General features: G+C 39.3%; 13 protein-coding genes, 3 tRNA genes and 1 riboswitch. Of the genes, 7 read left to right on the top strand and 9 right to left on the bottom strand.

Annotation, left to right across the window (positions count from 1 at the left end; genetic code table 11):
- Positions 1–97: 97 nt before the first annotated feature.
- The 3 genes from IV514_RS16475 to IV514_RS16465 form a co-directional block, all read right to left on the bottom strand.
- Positions 98–1,165 carry an AI-2E family transporter gene (locus IV514_RS16475; protein WP_206486414.1) on the bottom strand — a complete coding sequence of 356 codons (1,068 nt, stop codon included), beginning with the start codon at positions 1,163–1,165 and terminating at the stop codon, positions 98–100.
- 119 nt (positions 1,166–1,284) lie between these two features.
- A complete protein-coding gene (locus IV514_RS16470; RefSeq protein WP_206486413.1) occupies positions 1,285–3,861 on the bottom strand; it encodes an FtsX-like permease family protein in 2,577 nt (858 codons plus the stop codon).
- Between the two features lie 2 nt (positions 3,862–3,863).
- Complete coding sequence (locus IV514_RS16465; protein WP_206486412.1) at positions 3,864–4,601, bottom strand: ABC transporter ATP-binding protein; 738 nt, start codon at positions 4,599–4,601, stop codon at positions 3,864–3,866.
- On the opposite strand from IV514_RS16465, the gene IV514_RS16460 reads away from it, so the two are divergent.
- Both IV514_RS16460 and IV514_RS16455 read left to right on the top strand, forming a co-directional pair.
- Positions 4,600–5,217, top strand: a complete 618-nt coding sequence (locus IV514_RS16460; RefSeq protein WP_206486411.1) for an arylesterase — start codon at positions 4,600–4,602, stop codon at positions 5,215–5,217. The two genes, IV514_RS16465 and IV514_RS16460, sit on opposite strands and share 2 nt — an antisense overlap.
- Positions 5,218–5,227: 10 nt before the next feature.
- Positions 5,228–6,811, top strand: a complete 1,584-nt coding sequence (locus tag IV514_RS16455) for a cation:proton antiporter family protein (protein WP_206486410.1) — start codon at positions 5,228–5,230, stop codon at positions 6,809–6,811.
- 160 nt (positions 6,812–6,971) lie between these two features.
- Here the strand turns inward: IV514_RS16455 and IV514_RS16450 are convergent.
- The 3 genes from IV514_RS16450 to IV514_RS16440 all read right to left on the bottom strand — a co-directional run bounded on the left by IV514_RS16450 (position 6,972) and on the right by IV514_RS16440 (position 7,648).
- Positions 6,972–7,047, bottom strand: a tRNA-Glu gene (locus IV514_RS16450).
- A 210-nt stretch (positions 7,048–7,257) separates the two neighbouring features.
- Positions 7,258–7,333, bottom strand: a tRNA-Glu gene (locus IV514_RS16445).
- Positions 7,334–7,572: 239 nt separating this feature from the next.
- Positions 7,573–7,648 (bottom strand) — tRNA-Ala (locus tag IV514_RS16440).
- 398 nt (positions 7,649–8,046) lie between these two features.
- Here IV514_RS16440 and yvcK point away from each other — a divergent pair.
- The gene (yvcK, locus tag IV514_RS16435) at positions 8,047–8,979 is read left to right on the top strand and encodes a uridine diphosphate-N-acetylglucosamine-binding protein YvcK (protein ID WP_206486409.1); all 933 of its coding nucleotides are present in this window, start codon (positions 8,047–8,049) and stop codon (positions 8,977–8,979) included.
- A 37-nt stretch (positions 8,980–9,016) separates the two neighbouring features.
- Here yvcK and dcd read toward each other — a convergent pair whose 3' ends face one another.
- Together dcd and apbC are read right to left on the bottom strand one after the other, a co-directional pair.
- Complete coding sequence (gene dcd / locus IV514_RS16430; protein WP_206486408.1) at positions 9,017–9,598, bottom strand: dCTP deaminase; 582 nt, start codon at positions 9,596–9,598, stop codon at positions 9,017–9,019.
- 27 nt (positions 9,599–9,625) lie between these two features.
- Complete coding sequence (apbC, locus tag IV514_RS16425) at positions 9,626–10,726, bottom strand: iron-sulfur cluster carrier protein ApbC (RefSeq protein WP_206486407.1); 1,101 nt, start codon at positions 10,724–10,726, stop codon at positions 9,626–9,628.
- Positions 10,727–10,864: 138 nt separating this feature from the next.
- Between apbC and metG the strand changes: the two genes are divergently transcribed.
- The 3 genes from metG to IV514_RS16410 all read left to right on the top strand — a co-directional run bounded on the left by metG (position 10,865) and on the right by IV514_RS16410 (position 14,119).
- A complete protein-coding gene (gene metG / locus IV514_RS16420; protein ID WP_206486406.1) occupies positions 10,865–12,919 on the top strand; it encodes a methionine--tRNA ligase in 2,055 nt (684 codons plus the stop codon).
- Positions 12,920–12,981: 62 nt separating this feature from the next.
- Positions 12,982–13,407 (top strand): GNAT family N-acetyltransferase, encoded by a 426-nt coding sequence (locus tag IV514_RS16415; RefSeq protein ID WP_206486405.1) that lies wholly within the window; start codon positions 12,982–12,984, stop codon positions 13,405–13,407.
- A 118-nt stretch (positions 13,408–13,525) separates the two neighbouring features.
- Positions 13,526–14,119: an AAA family ATPase gene (locus IV514_RS16410; RefSeq protein ID WP_206486404.1), complete on the top strand. Its 594-nt coding sequence runs from the start codon at positions 13,526–13,528 to the stop codon at positions 14,117–14,119.
- A gap of 63 nt (positions 14,120–14,182) precedes the next feature.
- On the opposite strand, the gene IV514_RS16405 is transcribed toward IV514_RS16410, so the two are convergent.
- Positions 14,183–14,527, bottom strand: coding sequence for a DUF3718 domain-containing protein (locus IV514_RS16405; protein ID WP_206486403.1), 345 nt, complete (start codon positions 14,525–14,527; stop codon positions 14,183–14,185).
- Positions 14,528–14,611: 84 nt separating this feature from the next.
- Positions 14,612–14,696, bottom strand: a riboswitch (cyclic di-GMP riboswitch).
- Positions 14,697–14,896: 200 nt separating this feature from the next.
- Between IV514_RS16405 and IV514_RS16400 the strand changes: the two genes are divergently transcribed.
- Positions 14,897–15,247 carry an RNA-binding S4 domain-containing protein gene (locus tag IV514_RS16400; RefSeq protein ID WP_206486402.1) on the top strand — a complete coding sequence of 117 codons (351 nt, stop codon included), beginning with the start codon at positions 14,897–14,899 and terminating at the stop codon, positions 15,245–15,247.
- Positions 15,248–15,268: the final 21 nt, after the last annotated feature.

Below are 15,268 nucleotides of genomic sequence, written 5' to 3'. Positions count from 1 at the left end.
ATTTCATCATCTTCACTTATTCGTTTTACACCATCAGACAATAGCATAGTAGTCTAATGCTAACCCTAGGAAATTGTTAAATTTTGTAAACTTCAAATCAGTCAGTTTGTTGCTCAATTTTTTTCTGATAATCCGATAAATCATCACCCGCTAACAACACCGCAAACCAGCGCCCTTCTTTTGAGCTTTCCAGTGCTATTTTAATGATCATGGTTAAAGGCACAGACAAAAGCATACCAACAGTGCCCAGCAACCAGCCCCAAAAGATCAATGACAAAAATACCACTAAGGTGGATAACCCCAAACCACGGCCTAAATATCTAGGCTCAACCACATTTCCCATCACGGTGTTGATGGCTAAGTAACCCAAACCAATAATACCTGCTTGTGGCGCGCCTAATTGTAAAATTGCTAATGACATAGCAGGCACTGCAGCAATGATAGAACCGATATTAGGAATATAATTAAGTAAAAAGGCTAATACTCCCCAAAGCAATGGAAAGTCTAAGCCTAATGCCCATAACATCAAAGACACACACGCGCCTGTTGCGATACTGACTAAGGTTTTAATTGCTAAATAATTATTCACTGAAGATAAAAAGCGATCTATCTGATTAATACGCATTTGCGGATCGTCCAGTGCGAGATGTAACTTTTTGGATAACGCTGGCGCTTCAAACAACATAAAGATCACAGTGATAATGATCAAAAACAGATTCGCCATCACATTACCCAGGCCACTCAACATATCAGCTGCTAAGCCCATCGCAGCAGCTGGATCAACATACTCAGTGATCAATGTTGTCGATAATACGATATTCAATTCTGCTAATCGCGTAACGACCCAGGATAACTGCTCTTTTAACTGTTCTCGATATTGTGGCATCAAGGTAGATAACTCACCGAGTGATTTTCCCACCAGGCCTGCAACCGATAACACCACAATAACAAACAACATGATCACTAACAGTACAGCTATTGATTTCGGGACTTTATATTTTTCTATTTTCAGTACTAAAGGGTTACATATAATGGCAATAAAAGTGGAGAGTAAAAATGGCACGATTATGTTAGTTGCCGTTTTTACCCCAGCAAAGACAATAAATAACGCGGCAGTAACTAACAAGGCTTTTAAAATACCTGTCGAATATTGATTAACGGTCATATAAGTTCTTATTATTAGTTTGAATTAAAAGAGTAATACAGTGGTAATAAAAAGAAAACTGCTAATTGATTTTGTCTGATCAGCAGTTTTCTTATTGATGGACGCTATGGTTATCCTTATCACATCGTCCGTCTGATCAAAGTGACACTTGTCATATTAAGTAATCGCCAGCAACTTAGCATACCAATCAAGCCAACAAAGCCCGCGCCAGACAAAATCCCCACTAACCAGTAACTAAAGTGAAAGCTTCCCTGCATCTCGAAAGTTTGTGTTTGCAGAACATAGACGCCTATTTCCATACCGATACTCGCCATTAATCCGGCGATCGCTCCCAGTGCAACAAACTCAAATAACACACTGTTGCGTAATAAGCGTCCTTTAGCGCCAAGTGTTCTTAAAATGGCTAATTCTCTTTCTCGCTCTTCCATACTCGCTTGCACTTGCGCCACCAACACTAAGCTGCCAGCAAGTACCACTAAGATCAAGATTAACTCTATGGCTATCGATACTTGCTCTATCATGTTGCGTAATTGCTTCATGATGTTTTCAAAATCGATAAAGGTCACCGTTGGATGTTCAGCAAGTAATCGGTAAAAATCCTGTTTTTTCTGCTCAGGTACATTCCATGCAGAAATAGCAGTAGCAGGAAAGTTTTTCAACACTGGCTCATTAAAAATCATAATGAAGTTTAATTGACGAGTCTTCCAATTAAGCTTTCGTAAGCTAGTAACAGGTACCGTAATCTCTTGAGCGCCAATACGAAACGTTAATTCATCCCCCAGCTTTATATCTAAACGCTCAGCAACACCACTTTCAACCGACACTTGCGGCGTCAAATCATCAGGTTGCCACCAACTGCCTTCAATAATTTTATTTTCTTGCGGTAACTCATTCAACCAAGTAAGTCCTAGTTCTCGCCCCATTCCGCGGCGTCCCTTTGGCTTATCGGCTTGCTCATGCTCTTTTGATGCAGCTCTTTTTTCTAATTCTTCCCGAGAGATAGTCTTTTCGCCATTGATGGCAGATAACCTGCCACGATAGACAGAGAAAAAGCCGCGATTCGGTATTTCATGTGTTTCGGTGAAACGTTTTAAGTCATCCACCTGATGCGGTGCAATATTAATTAAATACTGATTTGGCGTATCCGCGGGAAACTGCGCTTGCCATTCATCGATAATGGAAGACTTCATCACAGTGATCAGCAGCAATAGCTTAATTGCGATGGTAAAACTCACCAATTGCACACTATTTTCACTGGCACGGCGTTTTAAGTTTGCTATGGCTAGATGCCACGATTGCCCCGCTTTCGTGCCAACGGTTCGCCCAGCGCTCATAATGCCACGACCAAATAATAATAATAAAAACGAGACAATAAGCCCGCCACCGAGCAAGGAAACACTCATGACAACATCGCGACTAAACAGTAATAACAATGCGAGTAAAGCCAGTAATGGCGGGACTTGATGCCATCCAAAGCGCTTGACTGATTGATGTTCAAAACCTCGGATCACCGATAAAGGCGTGGTATGCACAAGTGATTTTATTGGATGAATAGCAAAAGCAATCGCACACAATAAACCAGTTAAAATCGCTGTGATAAACGGTATAACACTGATATTTGTTTGCGCTAGCGATAAATAATTTTTAATTGCCATCGCGCCTAACGTCATTAATAGGTAACCGAGAATTAAACCAACACTAATACTGATCAGGCTCAGCAGCCCCCAATGCAAACAATATAATTTACGAACATGGCTTATTGTCGCGCCCAAGGCTCGAAACACAGCAACAACCGATTGATGACGTTGCCCATAGCGCCGGCTCGCAACGGCAACGGCAACAGCCGCCAACACGATACCGAGCATACTAGCTAATGATAAAAAGCGCTCTGCTGTATCTAGCGTGGTCGATAATCGGTTTTGAGCTCTTTTAGCATCGTACCAATTTTGCGATTCATTAACTTTCGGTTCTAGCCATTGTTCAAATGCTTCAATGTCTTCCTGCTCACCAGCAAACAAATACATGTACCACATGCGGCTACCAGGTTTTATCAATTCAGTTTTCGCAATATCATTGATGTTAATGAAGATTTTTGGGCCGGCAATCAACATGCGATAGCTTTTGTCAGGAAAATCAGCAATCACGCCAGCAATGGTAAACTTCGCCACACCAATCTCAATTAAGTCACCTATTTCCACGCCTAAACGGCTCAAGACACTGCGCTCAACCCATGCACTTCCCTCATCGGGTGCATTGGCTACCACCGGTGTTTCTTGCGCTAAGGAGGTGTTAATTAACAATTCACCACGCAATGGATAGGTATTTGATACCGCCGATAGTTCACTGATCAACATATTGTCATCAGCGAACACCATGGTTTCAGTTTCTATTTTACGTGCAAGTGTCAGATTAGTTTTTTGACTTTGGCTTAAAATTTCATCACTAACTTCTGAGCTACCGCTAAGTACCCTATCGGCAGCAATAGTATTAGTACTATTGGTTAAAATCGCCTGTTTTATCTGCCCTGAAAAGCCCGTAAGTGAAAAAACTGTTGCGACAGCTAACACAATAGCTAAAAAAACAATGGTAAGTTCACCACGTCTTAATTCATGATGTAATAACCGTAATGACTGAGTAAACCAAATAGAGCTTTTATTTGTTGTATGGCGAGCTGGTGCTGCTACATTATCACGCATTATTAACCCACCTGACTAATGGCTGACGGGTCTTGCTCAACTAACTCACTGTCTTCACTAATTTGTATTAATTTGCCGCCATCCATTTCAACTTGACGCTGACAGCGAGCCGCTAACTTCGGATCATGAGTCACCAATACCAGTGTCGTACCAAGCTTTTTATTTAATTGAAACAACAAGTCAGTGACATTTAACCCTGTCTTTTTATCAAGATTACCTGTCGGTTCATCAGCAAATAAAATATCAGGTTTGGTAATAAATGCCCGCGCTATGGCAACGCGTTGCTGCTCACCACCCGATAGCTGTGATGGGTAATGCGCAAGGCGATCACTTAACCCTACCTGCTCAAGGAGTTCTTTTCCTCGAGCCTCTGCATCATCAATATTAGCTAACTCAGCAGGAAGCATGACATTTTCTAATGCCGTTAAGCTATTAACTAACAGAAATTGTTGAAAAATAAAGCCAACATGATTAGCACGTACTTGGCTTCTTTGCTCTTCATTTAACTGGTGTAATGCATGGCTTTTAAGATAAACTTCACCAGAAGATGGTAAATCAAGCCCCGCTAAAATTGACAGCAATGTCGTTTTACCTGAGCCTGATGAGCCAACAATAGCAAGTGACTCCCCGCTGTTTACGTCTAATTCAATTGGCTGTAATAACTCGAGGGTTTTATCTTCTAATTGTACAGACTTAGTCAATGATCGAACTTTTAAAATAATGTCGGAATTTAACTTCATGAAGAAATACCCATTAATTGCATTAATATTATTGTCTTATTTAACCCTAGTGACACACAGTTGGGCAAGTAGTTCCATTTTACTACTAGGTGATAGTGTCAGTGCAAGTTATGGTATGCAAGAAAATCAAGGCTGGGTACACCTAATTAACCAACGACTTAAACAACAAAACGCCCCTTATAAAATCGTGAATGCCAGTATCAGCGGTGAAACCACAAGTGGCGGTTTAGCAAGGCTTTCTGGCATATTAAGCCAAGGTGATTATCAACACTTGATCATTGAATTAGGTGGTAATGACGGTTTAAGAGGTTACTCACCTAAATCAATTAAAAATAATTTGTTACAAATGATCGCCATCGCAAACCAGCATCAGGTACCGGTTTCGTTAATGAAAATTAAAATTACACCAAATTATGGCGCGCGATATAATCAGATGTTCGAACAAGTTTTTGATGAGCTAGCACAAGAAGAAAACGTCAATTTACTGCCATTTTTTATGGAAAAAATTGCCTTAGATAATTCCTTGATGCAAGCTGATGGTATTCATCCGAATGTTAAAGCACAACCCATTATTGCCGACTATGTCGAACAACAACTTTCTCAACTAATGAAGTAATCGTATTTATATGGAATTTATCTGGATTTTATTTGCTTTCGTTTGTGGCTTAGCCACTAAACTAATCACTTTGCCACCATCTATTGGTTATTTAATTGCAGGGTTTACTTTGCACTTTTTAGGCTTTGAAGCCGATTCTATGGTGCTGGAGTTAGCTAATATCGGTATCACGTTAATGCTATTTACCATAGGTTTAAAGCTTAACCTCAGTGATATTATGAAAACAGAAGTGTGGGCAACAAGTCTGAGCCATACATTTGTTTGGTTAATAGCTGGCTTGGTGATTTTAAAAGTATTAATGATCGGTGCGATACCTTTTATTAGCGATCTTACTTGGCAATCCAGTGCCATTATCGTCTTTGCTTTATCTTTTAGCAGCACCGTTTGTGTCGTAAAACTGATGGAAGATCATGGTGAAATGAAAACTCGCCACGGTAAATTAGCCGTGGGTATTTTGGTAATGCAAGATATTGTTGCGGTACTCTATCTGGTATTAGCTACGGGTAAAACTCCAAACGTATATGCCTTTGGCTTATTATTAGCCTTTGCGGTTAAACCGCTGTTCAGGCTCATAGTCGATAAAGTCGGTCACGGTGAATTATTACCATTGACCGGATTTTTTATGGCATTTGGCAGCTACGAATTATTTGAGTTAGTCGGTATCAAAGGTGATTTAGGAGCGCTTCTGGCGGGTATGTATTTAGCATCGCACAGTAAAGCAACCGAATTAACAAAGTCATTGCTAAACTTTAAAGACATCTTTTTAATTGGCTTTTTCTTATCGATTGGCTTTACGGCACTACCAACTTGGGAAATGCTGTCAATTGCTGCGTTACTGACATTATTACTGCCCATTAAATTTATCTTTTTCTTTTTCTTGTCGGTAAAACTTAAGCTTAGAGCTCGCAGTGCTTTTTTATCAGCCTTAGCATTAACAAATTTTAGTGAATTTGGCTTAATTGTCGCTGCTCTTAGCACAGAATATGGTTGGTTATCTAAAGAATGGTTAGTTATATTATCTTTAGCAGTATCAATTTCATTTATTACCACCAACATTTGCTACAACTTTGCTCATAGCTTTTACAGTCAACACAAAGCATGGTTTAAGCAATTTGAACACCCACGCAAATTAGCTGAAGATGAGTTTATTCAGCCGGAAAAAGCGCCCATTGTTATTGTTGGCATGGGCCGAGTGGGAATTGGTGCGTATCGTGCCCTAAGTGAACAATCTGGGCATCAAGTATGGGGTTTGGACACCGATAAACATAAAATAGAACAACTGCAACAACAGGGAATTAACGTTATCCATGGTGATGCTGAAGATATAGATCTCTGGGAGAACATTGATCTTTCTCAAATTGAATTAATCATGCTAGCCCTGCCATCCGTGCAAGATATTATCAGCATTACCGAGCAAATAAGATACAGCAAATACAATGGAAAGATTGCTGCCATTGCACGTTATGATGATGAAAGGATGGAAATTGAAAAGCTAGGCGTAGATAAAGTATTTAACTTTTATAGTGAAGCCGGTGTTGGTTTTGCAGAAGAAAGCAGCAAATTATTCACAAGCGGCAAAGTTGCTGCTAGCTAATCAGCATGCTAAAAGTTTATTCTTGCGCACTAACTGTGTAGTGCGCTTAATGGTTAATGGTTAATGGTTTAATTGACTACAACTAAGTGAGTGAAACAAAACTTAAAAGACGGGCATAAAAAAGCCGACATAACGTCGGCTATTTTATACTTGCAATAAGTGGCATCCCTAAGGGGATTCGAACCCCTGTTACCGCCGTGAAAGGGCGGTGTCCTAGGCCTCTAGACGATAGGGACACTAAAACTATTTAGCGAAACATGTTTCGCTGTTTTAGTGTAAGGTGAGTCTTGAGCTTGCGAAAGCGAGCGACATTACTCTTACACCAAAACTGATTAGTATCTTTGAATATTAACTCAATAACATTCCGTTTCTGGCTCTCACCAAGGTATAAAACAAGACCTAGATTGCTTTACCCTGCACTACTCATTTTACTGAGCAGCTAAATGTGGCATCCCTAAGGGGATTCGAACCCCTGTTACCGCCGTGAAAGGGCGGTGTCCTAGGCCTCTAGACGATAGGGACGCTGAAATCGATTAGAAAAGCATGCTTTTCTCTTTCAGCGTAAGGTGAACAGTAAAAAAATTTAACTGCGCGACCTTATCGCTATTTTAGTGTGAAATTAGCCTTGTGTTTATAAAAGCAAACAACTACAAACTTGCACTACTAAAACTAATTCCTACAAGGTTGCTAAACCTCGCATTGTATTACCTTAGTAAGGATAATACATTTTGGAACCGTTGCATTGAACCGTTCCAAGAATTTGGTGGAGCTATGCGGGATCGAACCGCAGACCTCTTCGCTGCCAGCGAAGCGCTCTCCCAGCTGAGCTATAGCCCCGCTTATCTCACAATAATGATGGCCTAGTATCTTTACTGTGACATCAACGAGTCGTTGACTACTCGTCGAAAGCGAGGCGCATTCTAAGCAGAGGTCATGATACTGTCAACACTTATTTTAGATAATCATTGATTTTTTTAGGGCGAAAAGGCTAAGTGTTTATATATGCGTCAACTTGATTATTTTTTGTGTATTCAAATGGTTAAATAAAAGACAGTGTTATTTGTTTCTTATCACTAGTGTTATCAATGAAGTAATATAACTTCCTACCAGAAGGTACTTTTATTAAGTGGCCTTTGACTTAAACAAAGCGCTAGGCCAAATATCGCGGGGCTATTACTTTATTTTTAACGCAAAAAGCGGTATTGTTTACCCTTCTCGAGCAATAAGAATCCTACATGCAATTAGAAAATAAAAAAGTTGTTGCGATTGGCGGAGGTCATGGCTTAGGACGCGTATTATCTACGCTTTCTTTTTTAGAAAAACAATTAACAGGCATAGTCACAACAACAGATAACGGTGGTTCTACAGGTCGTTTAAGAAAACGAAGTAGTTCAATAGCATGGGGCGATTTACGAAATTGTTTAACACAATTAGTTGATAGTGAATCGATAGGAAACCAACTTTTTAACTTTCGATTTGATGGACAAGACGAACTTGGTGGTCATAACCTAGGCAATTTGATCTTATTTGCTTTAGGACAATTACAATCTCGCCCGTTAGATTCAATTAAATTAGTACGTCGCTTATTACGAGTAAAAACCCCAGTATTACCAATGTCTGAAACACCGACCGATTTAATGGCCTTTTATCCAGAAGGACGTTGCCGTGTAGGTGAGTTATCCGTTGATGATATGCCTGTAATGCCTAAAAACCTTATGCTAGCACCATTAGTTAAAACGTTAGACTCTTGTAAAGATGCTATTGTTGCTGCTGATTTGATCATTTTAGGCCCAGGAAGTTTTCTCACTAGCGTTATCCCACCATTGTTAGTTAGAGATATAGTTAAAAGCATTAACAAAAGTCAGGGACATTGTGTATTTATAGAAAATATTGCCCCAGAAGCAAGTCCGGCATCAAACCTTTCACTCGATGAAAAATTATTATGGATAAAAGAGAATATTAATTGTTTACCAATAGATAGTGTGATCGCCCATGGTGAGCAAGTAACATCAAATATTCTCCCGGTGATCAATTGTGATCTAGTAAGTAAAAACAATAGCCATCATCATGACAGGAAAAAACTGATTGCAGCATTGGAGCAATGTTTAGCCATTAATCCCCAAACGCCTGTTATCAACGAAAGTCTTGGTAAAATAATCAATTCTTAGTTCATTATTTTACCTTGTGCTCTGATTGAAATCCCGATTAATCTTCGCTAATTCGGCTAGCAACAGCGCCCTTTTGCCCTTTATATTTTGAATCATCACGTTTGTTGTAAGGTCTTAAGGCACTAGCTGACATGGTTTCAAAGTTTAATGCGGCTATTTTCATTTTAGGACGCAAAGCTAAAGGTAATTTACCGCTATTATAAAACTCTAGCACGATTTGCCCAGACCAACCTGGATCAATACGATGCGCAGTGACATGCACCATCAAGCCTAATCGAGCTAACGAAGAGCGCCCATCTAACCAGCCGACAATATCGTCAGGTAAGGTAACAGACTCATAGGTTACCGCTAATGCTAGCTCTCCTGGGTGAAGAAAAAAGGCTTCACCATCAGGAATGATGATCTCTTCACTCATCACTGAATTCATCGCGTGTTGTACTTGTTCTCTTGGACCACTTAAATCAATATACGCTGCGGTATGATCCTGAAACACTCTAAATTCATTACCTAAACGTATATCAACACTCACACCTGAAATCATGCTGTTATCTGGTTGAGGAACAATCTCTATTTTCTTTTGCTCAAGTAATATTTCTATATCTTTATCACAAAGTCTCATTTATTTTTCTTCACATTATTATAATAATTAATCAACTTGCTTGATCATTATTTCACTAGTTGTTGGACTACGAGCATCAAATTGACGAAACAAATCAGCCGCTATTTTGCTCGCTATTTTACGGTATTGTTGGGCAATATCACCAGCGCTATTTTCGAGTAAACTTGACTTACCTTGATCAGCGTGCTGACAAATCGAAATATCTAACGGTAATTGACCTAGTAATTGGGTGTTATAATCACCACAAAGCATTTCACCTCCCCCTTTGCCAAACAGGTGAGATTTTTCACCACAATGCTCGCATAAGTGGTAGCTCATATTTTCAATAACACCTAAAACAGGAACATCTACCTTGTTGAACATAGCAATACCTTTGGCAGCGTCAGCTAAAGCAACATCTTGTGGTGTGGTAACAATAACAGCGGCAGAAACGGGTACTTGTTGCGCTAACGTTAATTGAATATCACCGGTACCTGGCGGCATATCAACCAATAAATAATCAATATCTGGCCATGCAGTTTCATTCAATAACTGACCAAAAGCACGGCTTGCCATAGGACCACGCCATACTGTGGCATCTTTCTCATCAACCAAAAAACCTATCGACATGGCCGAAAGTTCATTGACTTCGATAGGATCCATCAATTTACCATCTTTTGAAGTGACTTTAGCACCATCTTTTCCCAGCATTTTAGGGATCGATGGTCCATAGATATCGGCATCTAAAATACCGACACTTGCTCCTTCTGCTTGAAGAGCATAAGCCAAATTTACAGCAGTCGTCGATTTACCTACTCCTCCTTTGCCAGAAGCAATAGCAATAATGTTTTTGATCCCTCGAATGTCATGTTTTTTAATATTAATCATCTCTAGCTGACCATCAATAACAATGGATATATTATGTTTTTCCAGCAGTAACTCCGCAAAGCGGTTGAGTTCACTATGACAGGCAAAGGGTACTTTCAAGGTTACGGTAATAGTATCGTCAACTAAGTCTACATCGATCAATTGACAAACAGCGGCAATTCCTTCGGGAAATATCTCACTTTGGTAGTGTTGATAAAAAGTTTCAATCGCTTCAACTTGCTCTTTGTTGAGCATTTTTTTGGAAAAAAATTTAGAAAACATGATAATTTTTACTAGATCGACACAGAATTGATTAAATGTCGACATTTCTTAATGAAAATATATGATAAATTCTGTACCATTCCCTGCCTAATTACCACCAAATTTTAGTAAACTTATTTTTCATTATTGAAGACACTTATGCATTCAGAGATCCCATCATCAAATAAACGTAAAATACTCGTTACCTGTGCCCTACCTTATGCCAATGGCTCAATCCATCTAGGTCACTTGCTTGAACACATTCAAACTGATATTTGGGTGCGCTTTCAACGAATGCGAGGTCATGAAACTTATTTTGTTTGTGCTGATGATGCCCACGGCACCCCTATTATGCTTAAAGCACAAGAGTTAGGCATCAAACCTGAGCAAATGATCGCAGGTGTTCGTGAAGAGCATATGGCCGACTTTAATGATTTTATGATCAGCTTTGATAACTATCATTCAACCCATAGTGAAGAAAACAAAGCGTTCGCTGAAGATATTTATAACAAGCTTAATGCCAATGGTCACATAAAAACACGTACTATTTCACAACTATATGATCCAGAAAAAGGCATGTTTTTGCCGGATCGTTTTGTTAAAGGTACATGCCCTAAATGTAAAAGCGAAGACGAAAATGGCGATAGCTGCGATAGCTGTGGCGCTACCTATTCACCCACCGAAGTGATTAACCCTCGTTCTGTGGTCTCAGGTGCAACCCCTGTATTAAAAGATTCTGAGCACTATTTCTTTGATTTACCGACATTCGAGCAAATGCTAAAAGACTGGACGACCAGCGGTTCATTACAAGAAGAAATGGCCAATAAGCTCAATGAGTGGTTCGAATCGGGCTTACAACAATGGGATATCAGTCGAGATGCTCCTTATTTTGGCTTTGAAATTCCGAATGCACCCGGTAAGTTTTTCTATGTATGGTTAGATGCGCCAATTGGTTACATGGGCAGTTTTAAAAACTTATGCGACAAACAAAACATTGATTTTGATAGCTACTGGCATGAGAACTCAGACGCAGAGCTTTATCACTTTATTGGCAAAGACATCATCTATTTCCATAGTTTGTTCTGGCCAGCCATGTTAGAAGGCGCGGGTTATCGCAAACCAACATCGGTATTTGCCCACGGTTTTGTTACCGTAAATGGCGCTAAAATGTCTAAATCAAAAGGCACCTTTATCAAAGGTCGTACTTATTTAGACCACTTAAACCCTGAGTATTTACGCTATTATTATGCGGCAAAATTAACCAACCGTATTGATGATTTAGATCTAAATTTAGAAGATTTTGCCCAACGTGTTAATTCTGATTTAGTTGGTAAAGTGGTAAATATTGCTTCTCGCTGCGCAAGCTTTATCACCAAACGCTTTGACGGCATGTTATCAAGCCATATTGAGAATCCAGCACTCGCTGAAGAAGTCACCTCTGCGGGTGATCGTTTAGCCGAGTTATATGAAAAGCGCGAATTTGCTAAAGCAATGCGTGAAATTATGGCACTTGCGGATAAAGTCAATGAATATATCGCGGTAAAAGAGCCATGGGTCTTAGTTAAAGATGAGAGCCAACAACAAGCAGTACAAGATATTTGCTCATTAGGCATTAATTTATTTAGAACCTTAATGATCTATTTAAAGCCTGTATTACCTAAACTTGCTGAAAATACCGAGGTATTTTTAAACGATGAGTTATTGTGGGATGGTCATAAAACATTATTAACAGATCATAAAATCAATAAGTTTAAAGCCTTGTTACAACGTGTTGATATGGAGAAAATTGAAGCCATGACAGAAGCGTCAAAAGAATCACTTACTCAAGCAAAAGCAGAAGTAAAAACAACAGGCCCTCTAGCTGATGATCCAATTTCACCAGAAATTCAGTTTGATGACTTTGCTAAAATCGATCTGCGTATAGCGAAAATCGTTAAAGCTGAACATGTTGAAAAAGCCGACAAACTTCTACGCTTAGAGTTAGCCCTTGATAATGAAGGAAAAGAAACTCGACAAGTGTTTGCGGGGATCAAATCCGCTTATCAGCCTGAAGATTTAACTGGTAAGCTAACTGTGATGGTGGCCAACCTTGCACCACGAAAAATGCGCTTTGGTCTCAGTGAAGGTATGGTGTTAGCGGCAGGTCCTGGCGGAAAAGATTTATGGATACTTAACCCTGATGACGGTGCACAGCCTGGCATGCGGGTGAAATAACAAACATATTAAAGCGCCCATCCGGCGCTTTTTTATTAAGCAATAATGTACTTTACACTCGCATGAAAATAATACTGGCAGATAAAACAGATAAAAAATCTGTATTACGCTTTTATAAGCAGCAACATTACTCTGCTCGTTACTTAGGCTTTGATCATGTTTATATCATTGAGTATGACAATAACATCATTGCTGCTGTGATGGTCTCTAACATCAAACCCAATGCTAATGTTTCCTTACTACATGCTCTCGTTGTTGATAAGGCGTATCAACGTCAAGGTCTTGCAACCAAGTTACTTCAACATGTTTTCAAGCATCATGGAACAATCATATGTTTTGCACAACCTTTCCTTGCGCCATTATATCAATCAGTAGCGATGGCAACATTAACGCTAGCACAGATAGAACAGCAACTCTCCCCTGAACTGTATTTACGCTATTTAGCATATAAAAAATCCCAGCCCAAATTGCAGGTCTTTCAAAATTAACAAAATTATATTAAGTGGTTGTATTCAATCACTCCCTTAAAGTGCTAAGCTGTAGGTTAATACACGATTAAAACCTCGTTATATTTTGCCAAGTGAATTTAAGGCATTTCATCCAATTATGAACATTACAAACATTAGAAAACGCATAGTTTTAACGGGTGGTCCCGGCGGCGGTAAAACCACAGCACTGGATCTGATCCGTCGTGAGTTTTGCGGTAAAATTGCCTCTGTACCTGAAGCTGCAACCATGATCTTCAGTGGCGGCATTAATCGTTCAATGGATCCTGAAGTACTCAAAGCTCAGCAAACCGCTATATTTAATTTACAAAAACATCTAGAAGATATTCAGCGAGCCGCCCACCCTGACTGCTTGATTTTATGTGATCGTGGTTCATTAGATGGATTAGCCTATTGGCCCGAGAGTGAACAACACTTTTTCGAAACAATGAATACTTCTCTGGAACTAGAGCTGGCAAGATACGATGCGGTAATTTTCTTCGAAACTGCGGCAATGTCAGGGGCAAGTATAAAAAGTAATAATCCTGTCCGTAATGAATCGGAGCAAGCTGCGGTTGACTTAGATAACAAACTAAAAAAAGTTTGGTCTCAACATCCAAATTTTAATCTAGTCGGCCGTTCAGAATCATTTATTCGCAAAGTCATGTTTGGCATTATGACCATTGAAAATGTGATTGGTACATACAGGGAATGAAAAAAGGAGTTAGCTCACGCTAACTCCCTAAACAATAATACATTAAAATAAAACGCGATTAAATTAACCGTTAACTCGTTGCTCTGCAACAGAAGATAAGCTTGTTGAACTCAATACCGCTAAGTTATTTTTAACAATTGTCTTCGATAATTTACGGATAATCATAGTACCTGTTTCTGTCGCATTACGTTGTGCAGCAAACTCAAGTAAATTTTGACCATTACATGAAGTGCTGTTAAATACGTTACGTACTTTCAATTTATTGGCTTTTAAAAAAGAGCGTAGTCTCACTTTATTATCAACATTAACAAATTCACATAAACTTTGCGCAATAGATGATGCGTTGCTTTGTGGTGCAAATGTTAGAGATAAAACAATAATTGATGCAGAAATAATGATGTTTTTCATGTATAACCTTATAAGTAATAACCGAGTTAAAGACAGAAACGTTTATACCAAAAGGCATACACTTCAAATTGACAGTGTATTATCCGAGGTAACCCCGCTATCATAGGCTCAAGCCCTTAGACCGGAAGCTTTGCGTAATACTTTTTCAAGCATGTTGCCGTTTCTAGTTGCGCGCATTATACACAAAATGAACAACTGTACAATTATTTTTTTATCCCCTTCATCAAAAATAAACACTTTAAATTGATGAAGTTAGATATTTATCGCTCAAGAAGCGACCAGCATAAATTTTCTTGTATGTGACCCACCTGTCAAGATAAAATCTACCGTACACTGTGAGCAACAAGTGAACAGGCTAAGGAGCCAAATTTGAGTCAAACCATTAGCGTTGAACTAGATAGCCAACCGATAGAATTATGCAAACTACTAAAAGTAGCTAACCTTGTTGGCGGTGGTGGTGAAGCTAAAGTAGTGATCAGTGAAGGTTATGTTGCCGTAAATGGCGAAATAGAATACCAAAAGCGTAAGAAAATCTATAATAATGACGTCATAGAGTTTAACAGTGACTTTATCGAAGTGATTTGTCATGCGCCAGTTATCGAGACTCCGATAAAAAAGCGCCAACAACCAACAGCGGCAAGCCCTAAGAAAAATGTGAAAAGTAAAACGAGTGAAAAATCAGCAGCTAAAGTAGGCAGACGGAAAAAAATATCCTTCTAACATAGCCAATTAGGCAATTTA

Origin of the sequence: Thalassotalea sp. G2M2-11 (assembly GCF_017168195.1) — a bacterium.
Classification (GTDB): domain Bacteria; phylum Pseudomonadota; class Gammaproteobacteria; order Enterobacterales; family Alteromonadaceae; genus Thalassotalea_E.
This window is presented reverse-complemented; position numbering and strand designations above follow the sequence as displayed.

Coding starts and splice junctions, on each gene's coding strand:
- IV514_RS16455 (WP_206486410.1), top strand. CDS start 5,228: ATGGAATTTATCTGGATTTTATTTGCTTTCGTTTGTGGCTTAGCCACT.
- IV514_RS16415 (WP_206486405.1), top strand. CDS start 12,982: ATGAAAATAATACTGGCAGATAAAACAGATAAAAAATCTGTATTACGC.
- IV514_RS16475 (WP_206486414.1), bottom strand. CDS start 1,165: ATGACCGTTAATCAATATTCGACAGGTATTTTAAAAGCCTTGTTAGTT.
- IV514_RS16470 (WP_206486413.1), bottom strand. CDS start 3,861: ATGCGTGATAATGTAGCAGCACCAGCTCGCCATACAACAAATAAAAGC.
- IV514_RS16405 (WP_206486403.1), bottom strand. CDS start 14,527: ATGAAAAACATCATTATTTCTGCATCAATTATTGTTTTATCTCTAACA.
- metG (WP_206486406.1), top strand. CDS start 10,865: ATGCATTCAGAGATCCCATCATCAAATAAACGTAAAATACTCGTTACC.
- IV514_RS16465 (WP_206486412.1), bottom strand. CDS start 4,601: ATGAAGTTAAATTCCGACATTATTTTAAAAGTTCGATCATTGACTAAG.
- IV514_RS16460 (WP_206486411.1), top strand. CDS start 4,600: ATGAAGAAATACCCATTAATTGCATTAATATTATTGTCTTATTTAACC.
- apbC (WP_206486407.1), bottom strand. CDS start 10,726: ATGTTTTCTAAATTTTTTTCCAAAAAAATGCTCAACAAAGAGCAAGTT.
- dcd (WP_206486408.1), bottom strand. CDS start 9,598: ATGAGACTTTGTGATAAAGATATAGAAATATTACTTGAGCAAAAGAAA.
- IV514_RS16410 (WP_206486404.1), top strand. CDS start 13,526: ATGAACATTACAAACATTAGAAAACGCATAGTTTTAACGGGTGGTCCC.
- yvcK (WP_206486409.1), top strand. CDS start 8,047: ATGCAATTAGAAAATAAAAAAGTTGTTGCGATTGGCGGAGGTCATGGC.